Origin of the sequence: Herpetosiphon sp. NSE202, from assembly GCF_042688385.1 — a bacterium.
Lineage (GTDB): Bacteria > Chloroflexota > Chloroflexia > Chloroflexales > Herpetosiphonaceae > Herpetosiphon.
On the sequence record NZ_JBHUPY010000005.1, the window covers coordinates 384,861 to 410,857 of the forward strand.

Annotated in this window: 23 protein-coding genes; 18 read left to right on the top strand and 5 right to left on the bottom strand. The window is 51.0% G+C overall.

Features of this window, described 5'->3' with window-relative positions; genetic code table 11:
* Positions 1–65: 65 nt before the first annotated feature.
* Entirely contained in the window at positions 66–668 is a 603-nt protein-coding gene (locus ACFMKP_RS07635; protein ID WP_382290546.1) for a TIGR00730 family Rossman fold protein, read from the bottom strand.
* Positions 669–814: 146 nt separating this feature from the next.
* On the opposite strand from ACFMKP_RS07635, the gene nth reads away from it, so the two are divergent.
* Both nth and ACFMKP_RS07645 read left to right on the top strand, forming a co-directional pair.
* Positions 815–1,561 carry an endonuclease III domain-containing protein gene (gene nth / locus ACFMKP_RS07640; RefSeq protein WP_382290548.1) on the top strand — a complete coding sequence of 249 codons (747 nt, stop codon included), beginning with the start codon at positions 815–817 and terminating at the stop codon, positions 1,559–1,561.
* A gap of 709 nt (positions 1,562–2,270) precedes the next feature.
* Positions 2,271–3,629 carry a GH1 family beta-glucosidase gene (locus ACFMKP_RS07645; RefSeq protein ID WP_382290551.1) on the top strand — a complete coding sequence of 453 codons (1,359 nt, stop codon included), beginning with the start codon at positions 2,271–2,273 and terminating at the stop codon, positions 3,627–3,629.
* Here the strand turns inward: ACFMKP_RS07645 and ACFMKP_RS07650 are convergent, their stop codons facing one another.
* Both ACFMKP_RS07650 and ACFMKP_RS07655 read right to left on the bottom strand, forming a co-directional pair.
* Positions 3,630–4,958, bottom strand: a complete 1,329-nt coding sequence (locus ACFMKP_RS07650) for a DJ-1/PfpI family protein (protein WP_382290553.1) — start codon at positions 4,956–4,958, stop codon at positions 3,630–3,632.
* Positions 4,952–5,926 (bottom strand): GlxA family transcriptional regulator, encoded by a 975-nt coding sequence (locus ACFMKP_RS07655; protein ID WP_382290555.1) that lies wholly within the window; start codon positions 5,924–5,926, stop codon positions 4,952–4,954. The genes ACFMKP_RS07650 and ACFMKP_RS07655 overlap by 7 nt, the downstream gene beginning before the upstream one ends.
* Positions 5,927–6,601: 675 nt before the next feature.
* Here ACFMKP_RS07655 and ACFMKP_RS07660 point away from each other — a divergent pair.
* From ACFMKP_RS07660 to ACFMKP_RS07700, 9 genes are all read left to right on the top strand, one after another.
* The gene (locus ACFMKP_RS07660; protein ID WP_204757564.1) at positions 6,602–7,687 is read left to right on the top strand and encodes a LacI family DNA-binding transcriptional regulator; all 1,086 of its coding nucleotides are present in this window, start codon (positions 6,602–6,604) and stop codon (positions 7,685–7,687) included.
* Between the two features lie 96 nt (positions 7,688–7,783).
* Positions 7,784–9,577 (top strand): ABC transporter substrate-binding protein, encoded by a 1,794-nt coding sequence (locus ACFMKP_RS07665; RefSeq protein ID WP_382290558.1) that lies wholly within the window; start codon positions 7,784–7,786, stop codon positions 9,575–9,577.
* An 85-nt stretch (positions 9,578–9,662) separates the two neighbouring features.
* Positions 9,663–10,640: an ABC transporter permease gene (locus ACFMKP_RS07670; protein ID WP_204757562.1), complete on the top strand. Its 978-nt coding sequence runs from the start codon at positions 9,663–9,665 to the stop codon at positions 10,638–10,640.
* Positions 10,641–10,650: 10 nt separating this feature from the next.
* Positions 10,651–11,655 (top strand): ABC transporter permease, encoded by a 1,005-nt coding sequence (locus tag ACFMKP_RS07675; RefSeq protein ID WP_382290561.1) that lies wholly within the window; start codon positions 10,651–10,653, stop codon positions 11,653–11,655.
* Positions 11,603–12,616, top strand: coding sequence for an ABC transporter ATP-binding protein (locus ACFMKP_RS07680; RefSeq protein ID WP_382290563.1), 1,014 nt, complete (start codon positions 11,603–11,605; stop codon positions 12,614–12,616). Before ACFMKP_RS07675 ends, ACFMKP_RS07680 begins: the two co-directional genes overlap by 53 nt.
* An 8-nt stretch (positions 12,617–12,624) precedes the next feature.
* Positions 12,625–13,668: an ABC transporter ATP-binding protein gene (locus ACFMKP_RS07685; RefSeq protein WP_382290565.1), complete on the top strand. Its 1,044-nt coding sequence runs from the start codon at positions 12,625–12,627 to the stop codon at positions 13,666–13,668.
* On the top strand, positions 13,665–15,683 hold the full coding sequence (locus ACFMKP_RS07690; protein WP_382290567.1) for a beta-galactosidase: 2,019 nt from the start codon (positions 13,665–13,667) through the stop codon (positions 15,681–15,683). Before ACFMKP_RS07685 ends, ACFMKP_RS07690 begins: the two co-directional genes overlap by 4 nt.
* Positions 15,676–16,458: a hypothetical protein gene (locus ACFMKP_RS07695; protein WP_382290570.1), complete on the top strand. Its 783-nt coding sequence runs from the start codon at positions 15,676–15,678 to the stop codon at positions 16,456–16,458. Before ACFMKP_RS07690 ends, ACFMKP_RS07695 begins: the two co-directional genes overlap by 8 nt.
* A gap of 92 nt (positions 16,459–16,550) precedes the next feature.
* The gene (locus tag ACFMKP_RS07700) at positions 16,551–18,353 is read left to right on the top strand and encodes a diguanylate cyclase (RefSeq protein ID WP_382290572.1); all 1,803 of its coding nucleotides are present in this window, start codon (positions 16,551–16,553) and stop codon (positions 18,351–18,353) included.
* Here ACFMKP_RS07700 and ACFMKP_RS07705 read toward each other — a convergent pair.
* Together ACFMKP_RS07705 and ACFMKP_RS07710 are read right to left on the bottom strand one after the other, a co-directional pair.
* On the bottom strand, positions 18,334–19,668 hold the full coding sequence (locus tag ACFMKP_RS07705; RefSeq protein WP_382290574.1) for a DUF2254 domain-containing protein: 1,335 nt from the start codon (positions 19,666–19,668) through the stop codon (positions 18,334–18,336). The two genes, ACFMKP_RS07700 and ACFMKP_RS07705, sit on opposite strands and share 20 nt — an antisense overlap.
* Before the next feature lie 164 nt (positions 19,669–19,832).
* The gene (locus ACFMKP_RS07710; protein WP_054532648.1) at positions 19,833–20,237 is read right to left on the bottom strand and encodes a hypothetical protein; all 405 of its coding nucleotides are present in this window, start codon (positions 20,235–20,237) and stop codon (positions 19,833–19,835) included.
* Positions 20,238–20,355: 118 nt separating this feature from the next.
* On the opposite strand from ACFMKP_RS07710, the gene ACFMKP_RS07715 reads away from it, so the two are divergent.
* The 7 genes from ACFMKP_RS07715 to ACFMKP_RS07745 all read left to right on the top strand — a co-directional run bounded on the left by ACFMKP_RS07715 (position 20,356) and on the right by ACFMKP_RS07745 (position 25,996).
* On the top strand, positions 20,356–20,745 hold the full coding sequence (locus tag ACFMKP_RS07715) for a hypothetical protein (RefSeq protein ID WP_382290578.1): 390 nt from the start codon (positions 20,356–20,358) through the stop codon (positions 20,743–20,745).
* A gap of 174 nt (positions 20,746–20,919) precedes the next feature.
* The gene (locus tag ACFMKP_RS07720; RefSeq protein ID WP_382290580.1) at positions 20,920–23,004 is read left to right on the top strand and encodes an O-antigen ligase family protein; all 2,085 of its coding nucleotides are present in this window, start codon (positions 20,920–20,922) and stop codon (positions 23,002–23,004) included.
* Complete coding sequence (locus tag ACFMKP_RS07725; protein ID WP_204757553.1) at positions 23,001–23,345, top strand: hypothetical protein; 345 nt, start codon at positions 23,001–23,003, stop codon at positions 23,343–23,345. Before ACFMKP_RS07720 ends, ACFMKP_RS07725 begins: the two co-directional genes overlap by 4 nt.
* Before the next feature lie 295 nt (positions 23,346–23,640).
* Positions 23,641–24,021, top strand: a complete 381-nt coding sequence (locus ACFMKP_RS07730; protein ID WP_382290584.1) for a hypothetical protein — start codon at positions 23,641–23,643, stop codon at positions 24,019–24,021.
* Positions 24,022–24,261: 240 nt separating this feature from the next.
* On the top strand, positions 24,262–24,480 hold the full coding sequence (locus ACFMKP_RS07735; RefSeq protein ID WP_382290586.1) for an HTH domain-containing protein: 219 nt from the start codon (positions 24,262–24,264) through the stop codon (positions 24,478–24,480).
* Positions 24,481–24,551: 71 nt separating this feature from the next.
* On the top strand, positions 24,552–25,553 hold the full coding sequence (locus tag ACFMKP_RS07740; RefSeq protein ID WP_382290589.1) for a helix-turn-helix transcriptional regulator: 1,002 nt from the start codon (positions 24,552–24,554) through the stop codon (positions 25,551–25,553).
* A gap of 200 nt (positions 25,554–25,753) precedes the next feature.
* Complete coding sequence (locus ACFMKP_RS07745) at positions 25,754–25,996, top strand: hypothetical protein (protein WP_382290591.1); 243 nt, start codon at positions 25,754–25,756, stop codon at positions 25,994–25,996.
* Position 25,997: the final 1 nt, after the last annotated feature.

Consider the following 25,997-nt stretch of genomic DNA (forward strand, 5'->3'; position numbering starts at 1 on the left):
GAATGCTTGCTTATTCCGGCCCCTGGTTGCATTTTTAAGCAGCGTGGGGGAATTGCGCGCTAGGTTTACAATTCATCGCGTTCGAGCCATTTGGCAATGCTGGTTGGCGCTTTGAAATTGGTCACATCGTGGAGCACTTCATCAAGCGTTGTGCGAATTGAGATAAAGCGCCGATGTTCTGGAGCTACAAAGCCTTGACTGACCGCCGCTTCGATAAAGGTCAGCAGCGGGTCGTAATAGCCTTTGACATTCCAGACCACAATTGGTTTGGCATGAATGCCAAGCTGGGCCCAGGTTAAAATCTCAAATAATTCCTCGAACGTGCCTAAACCACCGGGAAGCGCGATAAAGGCGTTTGAGCGTTCGGCCATCATTGCTTTGCGTTCGTGCATACTGCGCACAACAAAGCGTTGCGATAAACGGGGGTGGGCAACTTCTTTCAAAAACAGGCCATCGGGAATAATGCCCTCGACATAGCCGCCAGCTTCCAGCGCGCTATTCGCCAAGATACCCATCAAGCCATTTGAAGAACCACCATAGACTAAACCGAACCCGCGTTGCGCGGTAGCGATTCCAAGTTCCCTAGCAGCATTGCTATAGTCGGGTTGCGCTCCATTGCGCGAACCACAGAACACACACACACTAAATCCTGGTCGTTTGGTTGTCATGCCAATTCTGCTCCTTGTGTTGTTGCCTGCGGCACATCTCATCATAGCATGGAACCGCTTACAATGAACTATGCGCGATTCAAATTAATCATTTGCGATGTGAAATAATTTTTTTGCAGTAAAGTTTGCTATACAAACACGATATAATGATTAAGCTCCATGCTGATTCATCGTTATTAAATGGTGATGCGCCGCTCGGCTTTGCGGCCAATTGCAACCCAGAAGGAATAGAAATGGTTAATCCCGAGAAAGTGCTGCAAACGTTGCAGATTTTGCGCGAACGCTTTGGACCACGGGTGCTGCACAGCCAACGCGATCCGCTTGATGAATTGGTTTTGACGATTCTTTCGCAAAATACCTCTGATCGTAATAGCGGGCGGGCTTTTCGCGAACTCAAAGGGCGCTATCCAAGCTGGGCCTCAGTGCTCAATGCCGAAGCAAGCGAGCTCGAAGAAACGATTCGGGTTGGCGGCTTGGCCAAAATCAAAGCAGCCCGCATTCAAAATACCTTGGCTGTCATTTTAGAGCAACGCGGCGAATTTAGCCTCGATTTTTTGCGCGATTTGAGCCTCCACGAGGCGCGAGCTTGGTTGACTGCCTTGCCCGGCATCGGCCCCAAAACTGCTGGCTGCGTGCTTTGTTTTGCCTGCAATCAGCCAGCCATGATTGTTGATACCCATATTCATCGCGTGGCCAAACGCATTGGCATGATCGGCCCCAAAGTTTCGGCAGATGCAGCACATGATTTGTTGGAAGCAGTTGTGCCAGACGATCAAATGTATCAGTTTCATGTCAGTGTTTTGCTGCATGGCCGTCAAATTTGTCATGCCCAACGCCCAGCCTGCGAGCGCTGCCCACTCACCGAGATTTGCGATTTTTATCAAGCGCGGTAAATGGGGGTCAGGGGCTAGGGGTCAGGGATCGGGAGTTACGCAACCGCGAAGATCGCGAAGAACGCGAAGCACTAATAGCATCAATTTTGGCGTGCAGCTAGCGGAAGAACAGTCCACGAAGAAACATTTGGGGATTGGGATCTGTGCAACCGCGAAGATCGCGAAGCGTCGATAGCACAACGTTTGGCGTACAAGCAGCGTAAGAATAATCCACGAAGAAACATTTGGGGGTGCAGGGGGCTGAAAACTCCCTGCGTCTCCCGCCGGCGGCGGGACGGAAGGGTGGCGAAACGATGATTAGGGATCAGTTATTGGGGGTCAGGGATCAGCAGTGCAGAAACCACCGCGCTGCGAAACTATTTGCGAGAGTATAAGCACAAGCAATCGTTGAATTGACAATTGATTAGCAAGAATGTGAGCAACAAAAACGATTGCGCTCAACACAAAATCTTTGCTTCAAACAGTTTGTTCGCCAATAAAACATATTCACATAGGTGCTAGCATGATTTAATCATCTTGCTCATGCGATTGTTGTGAAAATAGGCTGAATCTGCTAAGATACGCTCTGAAACCGGTTCCAAACATGGTTTTAAGCGAAATCAAGCAAAAAAGCCCATTGCCAAGCGTCGCAACCTACCGTACAATAGCGGGCGTGGGGCAATGCGGCTAGAGTATGCAGACACTGCATGTCTGTAAGGAGTACTCCGGCATGACTCAGCGTGCTTTTCCTTCCGATTTCCTCTGGGGTTCCGCTACATCGTCGTATCAAATTGAGGGCGCTGCGTTTGCCGATGGCCGTAGCGAATCAATTTGGGATCGTTTTTGCAAACAACCTGGCGCTATTCTTGACCAATCAAACGGTGATATTGCCTGCGATCATTACAATCGCTATCGTGATGACGTGGCGTTGATGGCGCGTTTGGGCTTGCAAGCCTATCGTTTTTCGGTGGCTTGGCCGCGCGTCTTGCCAAACGGACGCGGCGCGATCAATCAGGCAGGCTTGGATTTCTATCGACGCTTGGTTGATGAACTGTTGCAACATAATATTCGGCCATTTGTAACGCTCTATCACTGGGATTTGCCCCAAATTCTCGAAGATCAAGGCGGCTGGCCAGTGCGAGCCACTGCTGAAGCCTTTGTTGAATATGCCGATGCGGTTAGCCGCGCGTTGGGCGATACTGTCAAAGATTGGATTACCCATAACGAGCCATGGTGCGCTGGCTTGCTTGGCTACCAAAATGGCGAGCACGCTCCAGGCCGCAAAAATTGGAACGACGGCCTCAAGGCCAGCCACCACTTGTTGCTTTCCCACGGCTGGGCTGTCGATGTGATTCGGCGCAACGTTCCCCAAGCCAGCGTTGGCATTACCCTCAACTTTACGCCAGCCATGCCTGCTTCACGTAGCACCGAAGATCTGAATGCCACCCGCCATTTCGATGGCTTCTTCAATCGTTGGTTCCTCGACCCAGTGTATGGCCGCGAATATCCCGCCGATATGGTGCGCGATTACACTGAGCTTGGCTATTTGCCCAATGGCCTCGATTTCGTCCAAGATGGCGATTACAAGGCGATGGCTGCAACCACCGATTTCTTGGGCGTAAACTATTACAGCCGCGCTGTGCTTCACGATCCCAAAACTGGCACTGCGCCCAAACTCGATTCGGAATACACCGATATTGGCTGGGAAGTTTATCCTCAAGGCTTAGGCGATTTGCTCAAGCGCTTGGCATTTGCCTACAACCCAGGCAAAATCTATGTGACTGAAAATGGTGCTAGCTACAACGATGGCCCCGATGCTAATGGCGAAGTCAACGATACCCGCCGTACTCAGTATTTGCACGATCACCTGAGCGTTTGCTCCGATGCAATCGCCGCTGGCGTGCCCTTGGCTGGCTACTTCGTTTGGTCATTGATGGATAACTTTGAATGGGCCAAGGGCTATAGCCAACGCTTCGGCGTGGTTTGGGTCAATTACGAAACCCAAGAACGGATTCCCAAGGCCAGCGCCCACTGGTATAGCCGCGTGGTCAAGGCCAATGCAGTGCAACCATTGGAAGTTCTAGCCTAATTAAGTTTTCGTGGTGGCGGATTTGCGCTTGCTGATCCGCCACCGTCCGTAGCACGCACCCAAGCCAACCCCAAACCACAATCCTATCCATCCTAGGGTTCGCCACGGCCAACTTGCGCCCTGCAAGGCTAATGGCTGGCGATATTCCATGCGTTTGGCGGCAAATTGCGCACTTGCTTGATCTTGATCTGTCGCAAATCGGCCAAGTGCCAAGCCAAAATAATTGCTATTTTGGGCCAAATCGATGCGTTCATAGCCGATGTTATGCTGTTGCGCCCATGTTTTGGCTGGTTGATTTGCCCCAAAGCCGAGCAAACTATCGATTGTAGGCGTTGCTTCAGCCTGGTAACGTGGAATCAATTGCACGCCATGGGCTGAACGAATGCTTGGCTCAGCAGCAATTGTGCGAAAATCATAGACCCACGAACCAGTATAGACATCAAAAAACGCCGCTAGCGCTAGCTCGTCAATTCCCTGCTCAAGCCAAACGCCCATGGTTTTTTTAGGCCAATAGAATGCTGCATTTAGCAGATACACGCTATCGCTTGGTGCGATGCGATAGGCTTGCATGGTAGCGCTTGCAAGATAACGCTGATCTGCATAATTAATTGCTTGAGTAAGGTTTTGGCGCACTGCTGAACCATGGGTTTTTTGCAAAAAATAGAGGGTTGCATCAATCCCTGAGGTTAACCCAGCGGTAGTGATGATCTGCTGATTTGTATCGACATAACGTTGATTATCTTGCCATTGCACCTGTGGATAACGCTGCGCCAACCGAGCAAGATCGGCCCAATGCGCCGTGGCAGGCAAGCCATCGAGCAAGCCACTTTCGGCTAGAACTTCAGCTCCGGTGCACCATGCCATTAAAATGCTGGCTGGCTGGAGTTGTTGGCGTAGCCATGCCAAAACTGGCTGATTTTCGCGCGCTTGAATATCGGTAATTGCTGGCACGATAATCAGCGCTGGCGGTTGATCAAGCAGCGCCGCTACGCTAGCAAACGAGTGATCAGGCAGCACATCCAGCCCACCGCTCACGCTACGTACGCTCGTCGTTTCAGCGACAATATACAGATTGTACAGGCCAGTTTTGGCTAATAAGGCATACGGGGCGAGCACATCGGTAATTTCGCTGACCGTATTGCCTAGCACGATCAGCGCGGTAGGTTTTTGGGCATCGTGATGATTTGGTTGCATTTGAATGTTGGGATTATTGTTGCGCATACTCATGGCAATTTGCATTGAGTAATAGCTACCAACGCTAGCGGCAAGGGTTAATGGCAGGCAGGCGAGCAGTAGGTAGCTCACACTGCGCAAAAGATGTTTTAACATGAAACTGGCTCCTGATGATGGCGATGTTGCGTGGGCGTTGTGCCAAAATTGCGCTGCCAAAGCCGCCGAAAATGACGTGCATCACTAAAGCCTACTTGTTGCGCAACCTGCTCAATGCTCCAGGCTGGATTATTGAGTAAGGTCGCAGCAAGTTCGAGCCGCAGTTGTTGCTGATAGCCAATCGGGGTTAGACCAATGCTTGCGCGAAACGCTCGATTCAGTGAACGCACGCTGAGTTTGGCAATGTCAGCCAGCTGTTCGAGGCTAATAGCTTTGCTAACATGCTCGGCCAAATAATCTTGGGCACGATGCACCCCAAGATGCAGATGATTGCGATATTGCAAATAGATGCTGTGCTGGGCTTGTTGGCCGCTGCGCCGCAAATACAGCACTAATTGACGGGCAATTTTGGCGACGATTAATGAGCCATAATCTTGCTCAACCAGCGCAAGTGCCAAATCAATCCCTGTGCTAATGCCTGCGCTAGTGATAATTTGCCCAGCTTGAAGGTATAACACATTGGCACGAACATGGGCTTTGGGGTAGCGCTGTTGTAATAATTCAATTGCAGACCAATGGGTGGTACATGCGCGCTGATCGAGCAGCCCAGCCTCGCCCAGCACAAATGCGCCGCTACAAATTGCCGCGATTCGACAGCCAAGTGCCGCCGCAGTTTGCAGCCACTGAATGATGGCTGGATCGATTGGCTGTGCTTGGTTTGCATAGGCATCAAGTTGTACTCCTGGAATTAAAATCGTGGCCTCAGACTGTAATTCAACTAAGCCCGATTGGGTTTGTAGCACTAAACCTTGGGCACTCACGACGCTAGAATCTATACCACAAAACTGTAATTGATAGCCTGCGCCTTGCAAGCTTGCTTCATAAAACACTTGGCTTGGCCCCGCGCAATCGAGCAATTGTACTGCTGGCAACAGCAACACATAAATTGGCCTGCTAATCTCTGTCATGTTGAACCTTCAAATTGGTTTATAACAACGATCTGGCCATAAGCATAGCTGGCAGCGATGGTGGCTACAAGGCTTAATCGTGCCAATCAGCGGACGGATTTGGCCAAGTGTAGAACATAGAACAGAGAGCATAGAGCATAGAACATACTGCCCAAGCAATTGATTCACGAAGAATGAAACCGCGAAGAGCACGAAGAGCACGAAGGTTAAGTTTTTAGCCACGAATTGCCCAAATTGCACGAACAATCTTCCGATAGCCCATAGCTGTACTGGTACATCAGGTTAACAACCCCTCTCCCACGTGGCGGGCGAGGGGCTTCCATCGCGTGGTTCTGTCGCACTGCGTGGTGAATCTGAGTGCTCCCCCTCGCCCACGTCCAGTGGGAGAGGGGGCTGGGGGGTGAGGGGACATGGTTGCCAATCCAATTCCCGATAGCCCATAGCCCATAGCCTGTAGCCAATTCCCGATCCCCAGCCCCCGACCTCTGATCCCTAACTACATAGCGACATTTTCTCGCCACTTGACGAAGTTCAGCCCATCGTTTACAATCTTTTTCTGTAAGCGTTTGCATAAATAAAAACCCAAACAAGCCTCTCTAGGTGCAAAACCCCACAACATTTCTGTAAGTGCTTACAATCACAATCTGGTTCGCAGATGCAAAGGCGCACAACGCAATGAGCAAGAAACTCGACCAAGCAACCCAAACCCTCAAAACACCCCGGAGCCGCCGTAGTAATGGCAATGGCCTCAGCAGCACCACGATTATGGATGTGGCGCGTGAGGCTGGGGTATCGTATGCAACAGTTTCGCGGGTCGTCAACAACAAAGAATATGTTAAATCGGATACCCGTGAACGTGTGTTGAAAGCGATTACAAGCTTGGGCTATGTCGTCAACCAGCAGGCCAGAAGTCTGGCTGGCGGGCGTTCATATGCAGTTGGGTTGTTGGTGCGTGATCTTGGCTCAAGCTATATGGGCGAAATCGTCAAAGGCATTGATGATGCACTCAGTGCAGCACAATACAATTTGATGCTCTATACCACCCATCGCCGCAAAATCAAAGAACGGATTTACGTCAACAATTTGATCCAAGGGATGACCGATGGGCTGCTGTTGGTTTTGCCAGAAAACCTCGAAGCCTACTTGGAAACCCTTGATCAAACCCAGTTTCCCTATGTCCTGATCGATCATCAAGGGCTTGATGAGCGCACGCCAGTTGTAATTACGACGAATTGGCAAGGTGGCTACGATGCCACGCGCTACCTGATTGAGCTTGGTCATCGACGGATTGGCTTTATCACAGGCATGATGGACATGCTCAGCTCGCAAGATCGCCTGAGTGGCTATCAAGCGGCCTTGCGTGACCATGGCTTGCCTGTCGATCCGCAATTGGTTTATGAGGGGACGTTCTATCAACCAGGAGGCTATAGTGGAGCGCAAAGCTTGTTGCGTCTACCAGAACCGCCAACAGCAATTTTTGCCTCGAACGATGTCATGGCCTTTGGGGTGATGGAAGCAGTTCGCGATGCCGGATTACGGATTCCAAGTGACATCTCGGTGATTGGCTTTGACAACATTGCGCAAGCCTCGCAGGTAGCACCGCCACTGACGACGGTCGCCCAGCCATTAGAACAACTAGGGCGCGAAGCTGTTCGAATGTTGCTCGTGCGGATGAATAATCCTGAGCAACCGATTGAGCGTAGCATTTTGCCAACCACCTTGATCATTCGCCAATCGTGCGACGTTCCTCGGAACGTGTAACGCGACAAAGTTGTCGCCCGCCTGGAAAGTAGGGCCCACCGACCAGCGCGGGTGTGTGGATAGAACGATCTATCGCATACAGAAAGGGTATCCACCATGAAGCTACGGTTTCCTGCGTTGATGATGCTGGTTATTATCTTTACCAGCATGTTGGCCGCATGTGGTGATGCGTCAACCCTCACGCCACAAGCAACTCAAGGACAAAGCACAACCGCTCCAGCCGCTACTGCAACAGAAGCTCCTGCCACCGGCAGCACCGATGCAACCGCCGAACCAACTGCTGCGGCAACCACAGATACCGGTTCCACGAGCAGCGATGGCAAAGTATTTTTGACGGTTTCTGATCAACAACAATCAACTTGGGTGCGCAACTTCAACCCATTTGCCAGCGATAACCGTTGGCCAACCGCCGCCGGGATCTACGAGCCAATGTTTATTTACAACATTGCAACCGGCAAAATTGAGCCATGGCTCGCCACGGAATGGGCTTGGAATAGCGATAACACCGAGTTGACCTTCACCATCCGCGATGGCGTAAAATGGTCAGACGGCGAAGCTTTGACTTCAAAAGACGTTGCCTACACCCTCAACTTGATGAAAGATAACGAAAAGCTGCAAGGCAATGGCCGCGCTGCAATGCGTTTCATCGATACGGTTACCGCCGATGGCAACAAAGTTGTCGTGAAGTTCAAAGAAGTTTCAACCATCGCCATGTATGATATTGGCCATCAAATGATTGTGCCAGAACATATTTGGAGCAAGATCGCTGATCCAGTGACCTTCACCAACGAAACTCCTGTGGCCAGTGGCCCCTTCACCGAAATCGTCCGCTTCCAAGACCAAATTTGGGAACTTGGCAAGAATCCAAACTACTGGCAAGCTGGCAAGCCCTACATCGATGGCATTCGCCAACCAGCCTACCCAAGCAACGACGCTGCCAACTTGGCAACGATCAATGGCGAAAACGACTTGGCTAGCAACTTCATTCCTGATGTTGAAAACACCTATGTCGCCAAAGATCCAGAAAACAATCACTACTGGTTCCCACCAGTCAATGCGCCAGTAATGTTGTTGTTGAACACCACCAAGGCTCCATTCAACGACCCTAACGTGCGCAAAGCGATCAGCATGGGCTTTGATCGCCAACAAATTACCGAAATTGCTACCTACAGCTATAACTCACCATCAGATGCAACCGGTTTGCCCGATTCATTTGCTGCTTGGAAAAACCCTGAAGCTGTTGCTGCTGGCGATTGGGTCAAATTCGATGTTGAAAAAGCCAACAAAATGTTGGATGAAGCCGGCTTGACCCGTGGTGCTGATGGCATCCGCGTGTTGCCAGATGGCAAACCAATGACCTACGACATCAACGTGGTTTCAGGCTGGACCGACTGGGTAACCGCCGACCAAATCATTGCTGAAAGCTTGAAGGAAATTGGCATCAACGCCACCACCCGCACCTACGACTTTAGCGCTTGGTTCGATAAAGTCCAAAAGGGCGAGTTTGATATGTCGATTGGCTGGAGCAACAATGCCCCAACGCCATTGCAATTCTATCGTGGCTTGATGTCGGGCGAAACCGCCGATACCCCCATTGGCGAAGCCAACGGCGACAACTGGCACCGCTATGGCAATCCAAAGGTCGATGAATTGTATTCACAATTTGTCAAAACCTCAGACCCAGCCGAACAAAAGAAAATCATGAACGAAATTCAGATGATCTTCGTTCAAGAAGCTCCAGCTATTCCAATTATGCCAAACATCTACTGGGGCGAGTACAATACCAAACGCTTTACCAACTTCCCAACCGCCGAAAACCCATATGTCTTGCTTTCATCGTTCGCCCAACCCGACCGCTTGATCCTCTTGACCAACATCAAACCAAAATAAGCAGTGTCTGGTTTGGTCGTGTGCTGGAGCCATTATGGCTCCAGCACCAACCCGACCCAGGCGCGAAACCCTGAAAGGAAGAACCATGCGTTTCTTGTTGCGACGGCTGGGCTTTTACGCGGTCGCGGCTTGGGTCTCGCTTACCGTCAATTTCTACCTGCCACGGCTTATGCCTGGTGACCCAGCCTCTGCCATCTTCGCCCGTTTTCAAGGCAAACTCCGCCCTGAAGAAATCGATTCGCTGCGCAAAGCTTATGGCCTAAGCGATGCCCCTTTGCTCGAACAATATTTCACCTATTTGAAGAGTTTGAGTCGCGGAGAGTTCGGCATCTCAATCAACTTCTTTCCGGCACCAGTTACAACTGTGATTGCCACTGGCTTTATGTGGACGATTTTGCTGGCTGGTTTAGCCACCGTGATTAGCTTTTTCTTCGGTAATGTGTTGGGGATTATCGGCGCTTGGCGGCGCAACGGCATCCTCGATTCAGTTGCTCCACCACTATTGACCTTCATCGGCGCATTCCCCTACTTCTTTTTAGCGATGCTTGCGCTGTATTTCCTTGCCTTTCAAGCAGGCTGGTTCCCCTTACGCCACGCCTATAGTGATGCGCTATCGGTCAATTGGGGCAGCCTCACCTTTATAAAAAGCGTAGTTACGCACATGATTTTGCCAGCGAGCTGTATTGTGCTGGCTTCGATTGGCGGTTGGATGCTTGGCATGCGCAACACGATGGTCGGGATTCTCTCCGAGGATTACATCACCATGGCGCAGGCCAAAGGTTTATCGCAAAAACGAATCATGTTTAGTTATGCAGCCCGCAACGCCTTGTTGCCCAACGTTACTTCGTTTGGGATGGCGCTTGGCTTTGTGCTCAGCGGCTCCTTGCTGACCGAAATCATCTTTGCCTATCCAGGCTTGGGCTATTTGCTGTTGCAAGCAGTGCGCAACTTGGATTATCCATTGATGCAGGGCTTGTTTTTGATGATTACCTTTGCGGTGCTTGGAGCCAATTTCTTGGTTGACATTTTGTATGTGTGGCTCGACCCACGCACTCGACGTTAGGAGTAGTGCCATGCAAGCAACCCCTGAAAAAACCTTGGTTTCAAAATCAAGCGAACCAACCAAAATCGCTCGGCCTTGGCTCGCTCGCTGGCCCTTATTGCGTGCCTTTGTGCGCAATCGCAAAGCCATGCTTGGCGTAAGCATTCTGTTTTTCTTTATTCTGGTGGCTTTACTGGCTCCATGGATTGCTCCAGGCAACCCCAAGAAGATGGAAAGTCGTGCCCACTTAGCTCCGGCGTGGGTCGCCGATAAGCCCGCCCCTGGGGGCAAAACCTTCTTGCTTGGCACCACTGGCCAAGGCCAAGATGTCTTTCGCCAGCTAATTTGGGGTGCACGCTTATCGCTCAGCGTTGGCCTCAGCGTTGGCATCGCCTCAACAATTGTGGGCACAATTATCGGTCTCACAGCTGGCTATCTTGGTGGCTGGGTTGATGATCTGCTGTCGTTGTTGACCAATGTGATGCTGATTATCCCGGGCATGCCGTTGCTGGTTATTCTAGCGGCCTTTCTCAAACCGGGGCCGGTGACAGTGGTGATGGTTTTGACGCTCACTGGCTGGGCCTGGCCTGCCCGCGTGATGCGTTCGCAAGTGCTTTCGCTGCGGGCCAAAGATTTTATCGCGGCCTCAGTCGTGAGCGGCGAACGCACACCGCGAATTTTGTTTAGCGAAGTCTTGCCAAATATGTCCTCGGTGTTTGTTGGCAGCATGGTTGGTTCGACGGTCTATGCGATTGGCGCTGATGTTGGTTTGGCCTTCCTTGGCTTGACCGATGTTGGCACTACCAGCTGGGGCACGATGCTCTACTGGGCGCAAAATAACGCCGGCATTTTGACTGGCGCGTGGTGGACATTCGTTCCAGTCGGCATTTGTATTGCCTTGTGTGCCTTTGCCTTGACCATGCTCAACTATGCCCTCGACGAAATTACCAACCCTCGCTTACGTGCCGAAAAGGAGACTACTCATGGCAAGCGCAACCGTGCCAACGTCCTTGTCACCCCAGTCGTCCGCAAGTAGTACGGCAGAGCCGTTGCTCGATGTTCAGGATCTTTCGGTCGAATACCAGACCTTGCGCGGGCCTGTTCAAGCGGTTTCGCACGTTTCGTTCAGCATCGGCCAAGGTGAAGTGTTTGGCCTCGCTGGCGAATCGGGCAGCGGTAAGTCGACCATCGCCCACGCGATTATGCGTATTTTGCACTCGCCCGCGGTGATTACTGGCGGCAATGTGCTGTTCGATGGCGACGATGTGCTCGAAATGGATATGGATGGCCTCGAAGCCTTCCGTTGGCGTGATGTTTCGATGGTGTTTCAAAGCGCCATGAATGCCCTCAACCCCGTTTTGACCGTTGGCGAACAAATTGCCGATGTGATTCAGCGCCATCAGCCCAAAACCACTAAGCAACAAGCCAAAGATCGGGCTGCCGAATTGCTCGACATTGTGGGGATTGATCGCAATCGGGTTGATGATTATCCGCATCAGCTTTCCGGAGGTATGCGCCAACGGGTGGTGATTGCGGTTGCGCTGGCGCTCAAACCTCAATTAATGATTATGGACGAGCCAACCACCGCGCTCGATGTGGTGGTGCAAAAAGATATTATGCAGCAAATCGAGTATCTCAAAAAAGAGCTTGGTTTCTCGATTTTGTTTATCACCCACGACTTATCGCTGATGGTCGAGTTTTCCGACCGCATCGGCGTGATGTACGCTGGTGAGATTGTCGAAACGACTAATGCTCATGAGCTTTTCAACAAGCCGCTGCATCCCTATACCCAAGGCTTGATGGCCTCGTTCCCCGCCTTGGTTGGTCCCAAAGAAACCTTGACTGGGATTCCTGGCTCGCCGCCAAACATGCTCGAACCACCAAGCGGTTGCCGCTTTCACCCACGCTGTTCCAAGGCCTTTGCCCCATGTCCACTGCAACAGCCAAGCCTACGCGAAGTTGAACCAGGCCATTTTGTGGCTTGTCACTTGTATTGAGGTGCGTCATGACCAAAACTGTGTTAACTGCTGAGCAGTGGCAATTAGCCGAATCTCCCGACCCTGTGGTGCTCGAAGTGCGCAATTTGACCAAACACTTTCCGGTTGGCGGCATGTTTCGCAGCAAACATGTGCATGCCTTAACTGATGTGTCGTTTGCAATTCGCCGTGGCGAGGTCTTGGCGGTCGTGGGCGAATCGGGCAGCGGCAAAAGCACAACCGCCCGCTTAATTGCCCGCTTGATGGAGCCAACCAGAGGCGAGATTTTCTTTCGTGGCCAAAATGTCTTGCAAACCGAAAAACGCGGTGCTTCGCTGAGCTACCGTAGCGGCGTGCAGATGATTTTCCAAGATCCGTTTGGCTCGATGAACCCAACGCACTCGGTTGCCCACCACATTATGCGCCCGTTGCAGATTCACCATAAAGTTGAGCGGCGCAGCGATTTGTTGCCGCGGGTGCACGAGTTGTTGGCGACGGTGGGCCTCAATCCACCAGCAGATATTGCCAACAAATATCCTCATGAGCTTTCTGGCGGCCAACGTCAGCGGGTGGCAATTGCTCGCGCTTTGGCGGTCGATCCCGAAATTGTGCTGGCCGACGAGCCAATCTCGATGCTCGATGTTTCGATTCGGATTGGCGTGCTGAACCTAATGGCCAAGCTCAAAAAAGAAATTGGGATTGGCTACCTCTACATTACCCACGATATTGCCAGCGCTCGCTATTTTGCCGACCGGATTATGGTATTGTATGCGGGCCAGATGATGGAAGGTGCCGATAGCGATGAATTGATCGGCAATCCGGCCCATCCTTATACCAAACTCTTGCTTTCAGCGGTGCCGAACCCTGAAGTTGCGCTTGGGCAGCGCGAAGTTGTGGCCCGTGGTGAGCCACCTTCGTTGATCGACCCGCCGCCTGGTTGCCCGTTTGCGGCGCGTTGCCCCCAAGTTATGGATGTTTGTCGCAAGGTTATGCCCGACGTGCAGACGATTGCGCCAAATCACTGGGTTCGTTGCCATTTGTACGGTGAGGGTAACGGAGGAACTGCGGCATGAGCGTCACGCTAACTGCCAATGGTCTCGCAGTCAATGGGCAGGAGGTGCCGGTCTATTCCGGCACTATCCACTATTGGCGCTTAGAGCGCGACCGCTGGGAATACATTCTCGACCAAGCCAAAGCGCTTGGTTTTTCAATGGTCGAAACCTATATTCCTTGGGGCGTGCATGAAACCGCTCCCGGCGAATACGATTGGGGCCAAGTCGATCCGCGCAAGGATTTGGCGGCCTTTATTCGGCTATGCCATGAACGCGAGATATGGCTGATTGTACGGCCAGGCCCGTTGATCAACGCCGAACTGACCGACTTTGGCTTTCCCAAATGGATCTTGGACGATCCAGCGATGCAGGCACGCACTGCGCTCGATACGTTGCATTTTAGCTTGGCAGCGGGCTTGCATCCGCCGCATCAATTTCCCGTGCCATCGTATACCAGCCCTGAATATGTGGCGGCAGTTGGCGTGTGGTTCGACCACATGTGCCAAGTGATTGTGCCGCAACTTGCGCCGCATGGGCCAATTGTGGCGGTGCAAAGCGATAATGAAACTTGCTATATGTTTCATGAGCAAGCCTACGCCACCGATTATAGTCCCTCGGCGTTGGCCTTGTATCAAGCAATGTTGGCTGAGCAATATGGCGCAATCGAGGAATTGAATCACGCCTACGCCACCAACTATGCCAGCTTTGAGGCGGTGGTTGCGCCCCGCGATGCCGACATCGCCAGCCGCCCCGACTTGATTGCCCACCTCGATTGGGTACGCTACAAAGAAGTGCATGTTAATTGGATTGTCGCCACCATGGCCGACATGCTGCGCGAGCGCGGCGTGGTTGATGTGCCGTTATTCCACGATGTTGCCTTTCAATATCGCACGCCGCTCGATATTAACGCCATGGAAGCCAACGGCCATGTCGATTGGGTAGGGATTAATTATTATCGCCAACCGCAAGGCTTTGATGGTGCGACAACCTTGGTGCGCTATATGGCTGGCACGACCCGTCTGCCGTTTATCCCTGAGTTTGGCAGCGGCCTGTGGATTCACCACGCCATGACTCCAATGCCAGCCGAAACCGAGTTTGTGAGCTTGGCGGCACTCATGTATGGAGTCAAAGCCTTTAATTTTTATATGTTGGTCGAGCGCGATCGTTGGTTGGCATGCCCAATTACCCGCCATGGCGATTATCGACCAGAGTATGCGCAATTCTTCGAGCGTTTGATGGGCTTTTTGCAGCAGCAGCAATGGTGGAACTTTCAGCGCAAGCCAGAGGCGTTGGTGCTGATGAGCTATGATCTTGGTCGCTACCGAGCAGCAACCTCGACCTTGCACTATGGTCATGTTGATCTGTTGGGGCTGCCGCCTGCGCTCAATCGGGTCGAATTAGATTTGGGTTTTAGCAGCGATCTCGAAGCTGAAAGCGACGATTTTGATCCTCAAAGTTGGTATGGCTCGTTGCGACGCACGCTTGAAATCAATCATATCGATTACGATTTGAGCGATAGCCATTTGCGTAGCGCCCGCATTGCCGACTATAAAGTGGTGTTTGCCCAAAGCGTCGATTGGATGAGCAACGCCGATCAACAACGCTTGTTGCAGGCTGCCGAAGCTGGAGCGACCGTCTGGCTTGGCCCAACCTTGCCAACCCTTGATGAATATTTTGCGCCTTGTACGATCTTGGCTGATCAATTGGCGGGCAAGCGTCAAGTTGCCTTGGGTGCTGGCCATTTGGGCTTGCTTAGTCATGCCGAATTAGGCCCGTTTTGCGCTGAGCTAGCTGCTGGTTTGCCCGTGCGTCCACAGCATCAACAGCTGGCGGTTACCAGTCATTGCTACCAAGGTCGCGAGATGTTGTTTGTTGCCAATCCGACCGCCGAAGCAATCAACTCAAGCTTGGATTTTGCTCAGCCAGTGCGCTTAACCAGCGTTTGGGGCGCATTTGAAGGCGCTGAATTGCAACTACAGCACCCACTTAGCCTAGCAGCCTATACGATTGCAATTGTTGAGGTGCAGCATGATTGATCGTTTTTGGCAGGTGTTGGACCTTGATCCGATCACATGGCGCAATATTGGCCGCTTTATCGAAGTTGGCAAATATTTCCAAGCAGCACGGCCTGGCGAACACGGCCTCTATGTGCTCCACGATGGTCAACAGATTTTGCGCGCGGTCGATAGCAACAATCAGATTCAGCGTGAAATTACGGGCCAGCTGGCAACCACGCCCCAAGCCTTGGCCGAAGAATTGGCCAGTGAAGGCCGTTGGGATCGGGTGCATGTCATCAGCAAGCAACATTTGGCCGACGTTGCTCGCCAAGCGCAACAGCCGGAACAACGCGGCCTAAGTATGCCTGCCTACTATCATCTGGTGTATTCGCTGTTGTGGGGCGATGGCCAAGGCTATGTAACCGTGCCGCCGCCGGCATGCCATTGGAACTATTGGACCTATGCTGGGATCGAGCAATTTATCACCCAGCTTGGCTCAGAGGCTGGTCTTGCGCTATGCGTGTTTGATGCTGAGCAATTGGCGATTGGCCTGATTGCTGAATTGCATAATGGCCAAATCGCCTATGTGACGACCTTCGATGCCTATGCAGCTGGGGACGTGCCCGAATTGAGCGCGCATGGTTTAGAGCACGTGCTGAAGCTGCTTGAACAACGCGGCCTGCCAGCGGGAGCCGCGTTGCTCTGTAGCCGAGCTGCCTTCGAAGATTGGCTGGTTGCGCCCGATAAACTTGCGAGCTTACAACACGCGGCAGTGGCTAATGAAGCTTGGTGGTGGCTGCGCGAGCCATTGTAGCAATTAAAAACACCACGCAAGAGTTGCATCAATTGCCATGAGCCACTATGATGAATGCAACGAATTTTTAATCATTACACTGCGTGGCAAGCATGAAGCATGCAACAACTTTAGCAGCGTTACATGCTGCATTGGCCGAAATTCATAACCCAATGCAGCATGTCGATGTGCTGAACCGATTAGTTGCCGAATTGCGTTTAGTTGACCATGAACAAGCTTGGGCGCTCAACCATCAGGCCGAGGGCTTGGCGCGCATGGCTGGCGACAATGGCAAGCCCTATACCCAAGGTTTGATCGATTGTTTTTATTGGCGCTCCAAGCTGCTCTTTAGCGAACAATCGTATCATCAGGCCTTAACCTATCTTTTTCGGGCCAGCAAATTATGCCAGCTGACCCCGCCACGCCAGCCCGACCCGCACTGGCTTGATATTTTGGATACCAGTTTTCAATCGGCTTCGCTTGGTACCGAAGATAGCGATGCTTTTTTGGCAAGTGGCATTCATAGCGCAGCTGTACATAATGCGTTGGGTGTGTTGCTGATTGTGCTGGGCAATTATACCGAGGCGTTGCAATATTTGTTGCGCGCCAAGCGCGATGCTGTCCAATTAAATGATCAATGGTATGAAGCCTTGATTTGCAATAATCTGGGCTTTTTGCATTGCGAATTGCAAAGCCCAGAAATTGCGCTTGATGAATTGGCCCATGGCTTGCGTTTGCTCGAAGCAATGACCCAATTTCCGGCCCACCTACGCATGCGCGCCGAAATCCTCGATAACAGCGGACGCGCAGCCTGTGCCCTGCGCCAATTTGTGCAGGCAGTTGGTTATGGCGAACAAGCGCTAGCGCTGTATCACGAAATCGATTGGCAACAAGGCCAAGCTGAGTGTCATAATAATTTGGGTTTGGCCTATGCTGGGCTGGCGCAATCCAATCAAGCAATTGAGCATTTTACCTATGCCTATGAATTAGCATGTGCCTCAAATAATAGCCATGAAGCGATTGAAGCATTAATTCGCCATGGTGTTTTGCTCAATCAGATTAAGCACTATCAAAATGCCCGTGTCATTCTGGAACAAGCGCTGATTTCGATCAACCCAAGCACCAATCAACAAAAAGTCTATCGTATTCATCAGGCCTTGGCTGATACCTATGAGGCTTTGGGCGATTTTAAAGCCTCATTAAAACACTATAAACAGTATTATGAATTAAAAGATACGGTTTTTAACGAGCAATCGGTGCGTCGTATGCAAGTGCTGCAAACAATGTATCGTTTAGATGAAGCACGCAATCAAGCTGCACTCTATCATTTACAAAACGATGACTTACACCAGCAATTAGCCGATATTCAACAAATTAACCTACAACTTACCGAATGGGCCAAAACTGATTCGCTAACCGAGATTCTCAATCGGCGTGGGTTGTACGAGCAAATTGAGCAAGCACTCCAACATCAACCAGCAGAGCATCAAGGCTGGGCCTGTATTATGTTTGATATTGATTTCTTCAAAACAATTAACGACACCTACGGCCATGATAGCGGCGATGAAGTGTTGCGCGGTATTGCCCAACGAGCGCGCTTGGTGTTGCGCCATAGCGATGTATTTGGGCGCTACGGTGGCGAAGAATTTTTGGTCTTTTTGCCGCATACCTCAATCCAAGAGGCAATCGTGATTGCCGAGCGCTTGCGCACCGCGATTGCCAACACGCCCTATGTGCTCAAACAAACCGCCGTCAATGTTACGATTAGCCTTGGCATTGCTTGGACTGAGACAATTAATGAGGCTGAACGGCTGACCCAAACCGCCGATCAAGCCTTGTATCGCTCCAAGGCCGCAGGCCGCAATTGCTACACGGTCGAGCGCTTCGATCCCGCAATTAGCCAACTGTCAGCATAATTCGTTGCTCAGCTGAAATTGCTAAAGTGTTGGCAAGGGTTAGCAAATGCTCGTTAATATAGGCCCGATCATAGGGATCACTAATTCCTTGATCGGCTCCCCGCGTGATGATGCATGCTTGCTCCCAGAGCATTGCACGGCGCTCTTGGTCATCGCTTGCTAACGCAACTTCATTCAACAAAACCAACAAGCGTGCAGTTACTGCAATTTCGCTTTTGGCATATTGCCGAATTTGGTTGATAGCAGTGCCCAACATCTGACGAAAAGTAATCGTATTTGCAACCACCCGTAGCTGATCAAATTCATCATAGCGACATGGCGATTGCTCAGGGCGACGAATGGCTTGGGCGAGCACATCGCTCAATAAATCGATCGCATTAATGGCCGTGCTTGGGTCATTCACCGCAGGCGAAATCGCTTTAAGCGCAATATCAACCAGCTGGCGAATGCCAAACAAGACATCATCAAACAACGTGCGCTCTAAGCCAAACTCAAACACATCTTGAAATTCAGCGATCGCATCGCGATCAAGCTGCCGTTGAGGAAACATGTGTAATAATGGATTCCCAGTTGGCACAAAATCGCCGACCGCGCGATCCATATAAACGACAACATCGAAACGCTGGGCTAACGCCAACAATGGCACTGGATCGATCGCCTGAATATAGCCACCTTTGGGATTGTGAATCGTGGTTGAGGGTGTGCTGGGGGTTGGCGGCGCTGGGATGTGCTCCATTGCATGGCCCAAGGTTTCTGGGAAGCGTCGATCTAAAACATCAATTGTGCGTTCAGCTGCGCGGGCAATTAACACGCTGGCTTGAATTGTCTCGGCAATGTGATGTACAAAGTAGATAAAGGCCACAATACTCAAAAGCGTGAGCAGAATGCTCGTGGCAAGTGAGAGAATCGGCACAAAAATTAACGCTGCTTGATCGTTAATCTGGCCTAACACCAGCAAACTATAGATAAATGTACCAATAAATGTGCCTAAAACATACTGCGAAGGCGTATCGCGCATCACATTACGAATAATCCGTGGCGAAAATTGCTGCGATGCCAATACCAAGGCCACCATAATGATCGAAAACGTAACCGTTGTTACGGTCAGCATCGAACTTGTGACCGATGAAAGAATCGCCCGTGCATCGTCGATTCCTGCCCGCAAAAAAAACACCCGATCAATATCGAAAACGCGATCAAATTCGACTGTCGCAAAGGCCAAAATCGCTGAACCAAGTGCGATCAGCGTTGGTCGAAACCATAACGATGAATCTAGCTTATGATACTGATTTTCGAGTTCACGGGTTATACGCATAACGCCTCTTGCTTGGGCAATTAATCGCCTGAAAAAACAGTAGGATGGGCTGATCGTGCACCAAATTTTCAGTTTATGCAAGTTTTGCAGCTTGCAGCATGGGTGATCTTAACCACAAAAGGGGATGCGAGCATGCCCGCATCCCCTTGCCTAACACTTTTTAATTAGTTAAGTTGATTCACCGCCCAAATTTCAGCATCGGCGGGAGTTTGAAACATTCTGGTTGGGCGGCCACTTCCTCGGCTAATTGTCATATACAAATTGCCGGTAATTCGGCTGGTGGCCGATTCGACCACGATTGCCAAGCCCCGCGAAGGAAACTTAGCATCGCTGTTGGTATAAATATGGCGGGCTTCGCGATCGATCGCTTCTAAGGCCCGCATATCGAGAATAACCGCACTGTTTGGCCGATTGGCCAAGAGCCGTTGCATGACTGCTACATTTTCAGTCGCGTCAGCAGGCGTTTCTTGGGCTGCAGGGAGCGAGATGATCCATAAGATCCCACGTGGATCTAAGGAGAATTGCGCAGTACGGGTCTGCGCATCAATCTGGCGTGAGTACATTGTCATGCGAAAAGGCTCCGAACTAGGACTGTCATGCGAATACGATGGCAAAAACGGGGCCATCAGTTGCAGCATTCGCTGATCACGGGTAGGATAAGCGCGGTTCATTGGTTCGAGGTTGACGATGCCAGATCATAGCGCTGCGGTGCGCGCATTTCACGAGGCGATTGGAATGGAGTTGCCAGATAGCCCTCAACTTCCTCCTATCGCTGTGCAAGCGTTGCGCCAAACATTACTTCAGGAAGAATATACCGAGCTCCAGGCAGCGCTTGCCGCTGGCGATCTCGTGGCTATTGCTCAAGAAGCCGCTGATTTACTGTATGTTACCTATGGCCTATGCCTTGCCTATGGCATCGAGCTTAATCCGGTATTTGCCGAAGTGCATCGGGCAAATTTAGCCAAAACTACAGGCCCGCGCCGTGCCGATGGCAAACAGCTAAAACCTGCCGATTGGCAGCCACCTGATGTTGCAAGCGTCTTGGTGCAACAATCCAAAGCGTCGTTTGATGTCTAGGGTTCAGCATATATGAACCGTTGCTGATCCTAGCCTATTTCGGAGCTGGCGATAACCCCTGCAAGCAGGATTAACCCGCAGGATGTTTGCTCCCACCTTAATTGGCGCGCTGCTTGCTTGGAGTGGGATAGCAGCGCCATAATGTGGTATAGAAATTTGGAAAGATAGTTGTCTATGGCTCACATGCGCCAGTTTGATCGGGTGCTGGCTTTGCTCGTCGTTGGCCTTTGTTTCTGGACGTTGCTTTTGCCAATGCCAGCCTTATCGAATGCCAATGCGCCGGCTGCCTTGGTACAATCGAGCTTGACGACGCTCAATCAGCAGGCAGAACAACGCCAAATTGTGGTTGCGGCGGCAGCAGTGCTTGATGGCGAGCGCGGTGATTTCGAGCGCCGTGGCGTGCAATTAGCCCAACTTAGCCCCGACCAACAAGCTCAAGCCCGTCAAGCCTTAGCCGATGATGTGAATTTGTTGGCTCAAGCTTCGTTGGCTGCTGAACAAGAGCGCCAAGCCTTGCAGGCCTACGATGCAGCCTTGATGGGCCAAACTCGCGATTTGGGGGCCTTGGCCGAGCAATTGCGTTCTGCCACATGGCCAATCGTCGAGCAACTTAAATTGTATCCGCCGCCGCTTGGCACCCGTGGCGATTGGCTGGCTCCAAGCAGCGCATATTTTCAAACCCGCGCGATTACAATTAGCACAGGCACACTCGATCAAGCCACCGCAGCGGCGATTGAAGTTGGGCGGGCTAGTTATAGCCAGCGCCAATTACGCGAACTCGACCAAACCTATCGCCAAGTGCTCGACCAATATGCGCAAACCTTGCAACAAACCAGCGCCAGCCAAACAACACAGCGTCCATGGTGGCGTTGGGTCTTGGCCACTAGCTTGGCGTTGGGATTGGCGGGCTTGTTGTGGTGGGTTTTGCGTCATGTGTTGGTCGCCGATTGGCTGTTTTTAGCCGCTGGTTTGGCCTTTGCTGCATGGTTTGGTTTGCCGTGGCCGTTGGCTCTGCTTGGGTTATTAGCATTAGTTGGCCTGATTATGCTGCGCCCAAGTTTGGCTGCATGTTTGCCGTTGCTGGCGATTCCGCTCTATTATCGCGCGCGCTTGGTTGGCGGCCTCAGTTTTCCGCTCAACGAAACCTTGTTTGGCATTAGCTGCGCAGGGCTTAGTTTGCATGTGGTTTGGCGCTGGTTTCAAGCCCAGCGCCCGCAATTAAGCTGGCTCAAAGCGCGCTGGCACTGGCCAATTTTTGTAGTAGGGCTGGGCTTGCTACTGGCTGCTGGGCTTAGTTTTAGCTCAAGTGGTTTGGTAGAACGTGCCACCGCCTTACGCGAATTACGCCGCACCATCGTCGAGCCAGCATTGTGGGCTTTGCTCACGTTGGCTTTATTGGCGACTCAGCGCGTCAAGCCCCAAAGCATGCTCTGGAGCTATATCATAATGGCGGCTTGGATTGCAGGCGATGGCTTGGTGCGCTTTGCTTTGGGCGAAGGCGTTTGGGCGACCACAGGCGTGCCACGCCTAATCGGCTTGTTGCCAAGCTCGACCGCACTCGGTGTGTATTTGGGCGCTGGCTTGGCTGGCAGTTTGGCCTTGGCCTTGAGCGCTGAATCGCTGCAACAGCGCCAAGCTGCCTGGCTGTTGAGTATTCCACTGAGCTGCGGTGTATTGTTGACCTTTACCCGCGGCGCATGGCTGGGCGTGATCGGCGCTGTTTCGTTGGTTTTGATATTACAACGGCGTTGGCGTTTGCTGCTTGGGGCTGGTGGCGTGGCGGCTATCGGCTTAGTTGGCTTTGGCTTGATTCAGCCAAGCTTATTGGCGCGGGTGCTGCGGCTAGGCGAAGGCACTGGTTCAGCTCGCCAAGAAATTTGGGCTTCAGCCTGGCGCGCCGTGCAGGATCAACCACTGCTGGGCTTTGGCTTAGATCAATTTGCCCACCTTGAGCCAAGCCACTATGGCATTCCGCAAATTCGATTTTTGACCTTGGCCCATCCGCATAATCTGGTGCTTGATGTCTGGTTGCAACTGGGTTTGCTGGGCTTACTGGTGGTTTTGGCCATGCTTGCTTGGCAAATCTGGCGCTGGTTGCGTAGCAACCTAGCCTTGCGTTACGTTGCGTTGGCCATGCTCGCCGATTTAATTATTCATGGCATGCTTGACCAAACTATGCTCGGCGGTGATATGATATATCTCTGGTGGAGCTTGCTCCTTATCAGTGTGTGGCGGCCAGCCGCAACGGAGGAATCATGAGCGACGGTTTCTTTACTTTGCCCTGTCGAGTTATCTTGCCTGCTGAACAACGTGAGCGCTTGGAGCGGCTGTGTCGGGCGCGTGCGATGGAAGTTAGCGATTTGGTCAGCGAATTAGTGGTGCAATATTTGGATGAAGTGCCCGATTCAGCCTTGGCCGAACCAATTCCCGAGCCATATGCACCGTCGCTGAGTGAGCAATTGCGCCAAAACGAACGCGAATTGCGCCGCTTGCGCATGCGCCAAAATCAATTGGGCGCGTCGGCTCCTGGCTGGCTCGATAATTACGTGGCCGATATTGAGCGCGAAATTGCTGCCTTGCGCCAGAAATTGGCAGGATAGGAACAAAGGGGCAGAGATTAGGGGTCAGAGGTCAGGTAAGATTGTCAAGTAATGTGGCTTTCTCGCTCTACTCCTGATCCCTCATCCCTAGCCCTGACTGTAATGGTCCATTGGATTGACAACTAGGTGCATGCCCTCACCCCCAGCCCCTCTCCCACTGAACGCGGGCGAGGGGAGCATAGGTCTCGTGGTTCCCCCTCGCCTCGCGGGCGGGAGAGGGGGCTAGGGGGTGAGGGGATCAAAACGTGGTTAACCTGATGAACTATTACACCTGACCCCTAGAAAAGGACTTTCAATGAACATCTTATATCTCTTACACGATCGGCTGCAAATTGCCTTTATGCTCTTTATGATCATTATTGGCATTTGGGGTTGTTTTATCTTTTTTACTGGGCGCTCGATAACTGGCGATTTTTGGGGCGCGTTGGTGATTGGCGAAGGCCTGGTGATTGTTGAGGCAATTGTCGGCATTTTGCTCTACATTGGTGGCGCGCGCCCGCAGCGTGATCTGTTTCATATTTTGTATGCAGTAGTCGCGGTTATTTCGATTCCGGCCACCTTTGCCTTCACACGGGGCCGCGATAATCGCTTTGAAGCATTAATCTATGGCTTGCTCGGCTTCTTTTTGATGGGAATTGCCTTGCGCACCCGCACTACCGCCTTGTTGGCAATGTAAGCCAGCTCCAACCAACGACAATTGCCTCAGTGCTCCGCTAAATGATTTAGTGGAGCACGCGTGTTTTAGGCCAAGGTGCGAAATTCAGCGGCCAAGTGTATGGATTCCTCGCATGCTCAGCCCCAATTAATTTAAAATCATGAGCATTTTAGCAACATTTTGCTCAAAAATTGTAGCGTTAGTTACTACAACCGCAGCTTAACCTATGCCTAAATAATTCAATTAGCATAGGAGCCGCTGATGTTTGGCAACAAAAAGGCAAAACAAGAACGTCACGCTAAAATTGTTGAACTGGTACGTCAAGCCTATCCTCATGGCGTAACTCCAGCTGAACTTGCCAAATTACTTGATGTGCCCAACTCTACCATCCTCCGCGATTTGCCAGAGATTGAGAAAAAAGTGAAGTTTGATGAATTTAACAACCGATTAAGAATCGCTACATTAGATTACTGGGATTAGATTTTGCAATATTTTGCACTCCACTATGCTATATTTGGTATACAAAAGCTACCTAGTGTGAGGTTATCCTCATGAGCGATGATCGCCTACGAGCAAGAGCTGCCCGCTTATATGGAATTGCCCGCTACCTCTATGAATGTGGCAACCAAGGTGCAAAGGTTATTGAGATTGCTGAACACTTTGTTATCCATCGAACGCAGATTTACAAAGATTTGAAGTTTATGGAACAAGAAGGTGAGCCAATTTATCAGGCTGGCTCGCGCTGGTATTTGGATCGCGATCGCTATATTCATCGCTTACCAATTAATTTACGCGAAGCATTAGCATTTTATCTAGCTGCAAGGCTACTTTCTAAACAAAGCGATAAACATAATCCCTATGTTGTTTCGGCCTTAGATAAACTTGGCAGTGCTTTAGCCAATAATCATCGCAACATTGGCTTACATATTCAACAGGCTGCGAATGTTGTCCGCCAGCGGCCAGCAGATGCTGGGTTTACGAAAATTTTTGAAACCTTTGCACGAGCGTGGGCCGACCAATGCAGAGTCGAGGTAACCTATCTTTCGGCTAAATCCAAATATAGCAATTGGGAGCAGCGGACTATCTCACCTTACTATTTAGAAGTATCGGGAATTGGCTACTCAACCTATGTGATTGGCCATGATAGTAAGTCGAATGCGATTCGTACTTTCAAGCTCGAACGGATTGCTACAGCTAATTTACGGGTATTCGATACGTTTGAAATTCCCGCGTCATTTGATCCACAAGAGCGGCTTGGCAATGCTTGGGGCATTATCTGGCCTGCTGAAGGCGAAGATCCGGTTGATGTACGCTTGCTTTTTTCACCAGCCGTTGCCCATCGGGTCAAAGAAACAATTTGGCATCCCAGCCAAGTTATTGAAGATTTGCCCAATGGTGGTTGTCGCTATGGGGTGCGGGTTGGGAGCACCTTGGAAATGCGGCCATGGGTGCGAGGTTGGGGCCGCGATGTTGCAGTTGAATGGCCGCTGGCATTTCGCCAGGAGATGGTCGACGAATTACAAGCAGCCTTGGAGTTGTATACGGACGAGTAGCACTCAGAAAAGTATCCTCAACGGATCGATGGTTGTTGTAAATAATAATGCAATAGTTTCAGTACGCTCATTGCGTCGATAGGGGAAATTATAGGGAAAATTTTCAAATTCAACAAGCAACTTATAAATAATAATACAATAGGGCTTGACTTTTTTATCGAGCAGATATATACTTTCCATAATTCTATTATGGAGGGCATATGAAGCCACAACCATTAGCCGTTTTGAAGGATTTGGAACAAGGTCGGATTGGTCTACGCTTTGAAAAGATTAGTCAGAAAGAACAATTTGCTCAATTGTTAAAACTCTTTCGTCAAGCTTTTCCATTAGCTACTAGTCATTGGATTGGGGAACAATATTGGTGGATTCTTCAGGAATCGCAAATTCCCTTCATCTATGGATTTGCTAACCAATATGGATTGAAAGTTCAAAAGGAGGTTTAAC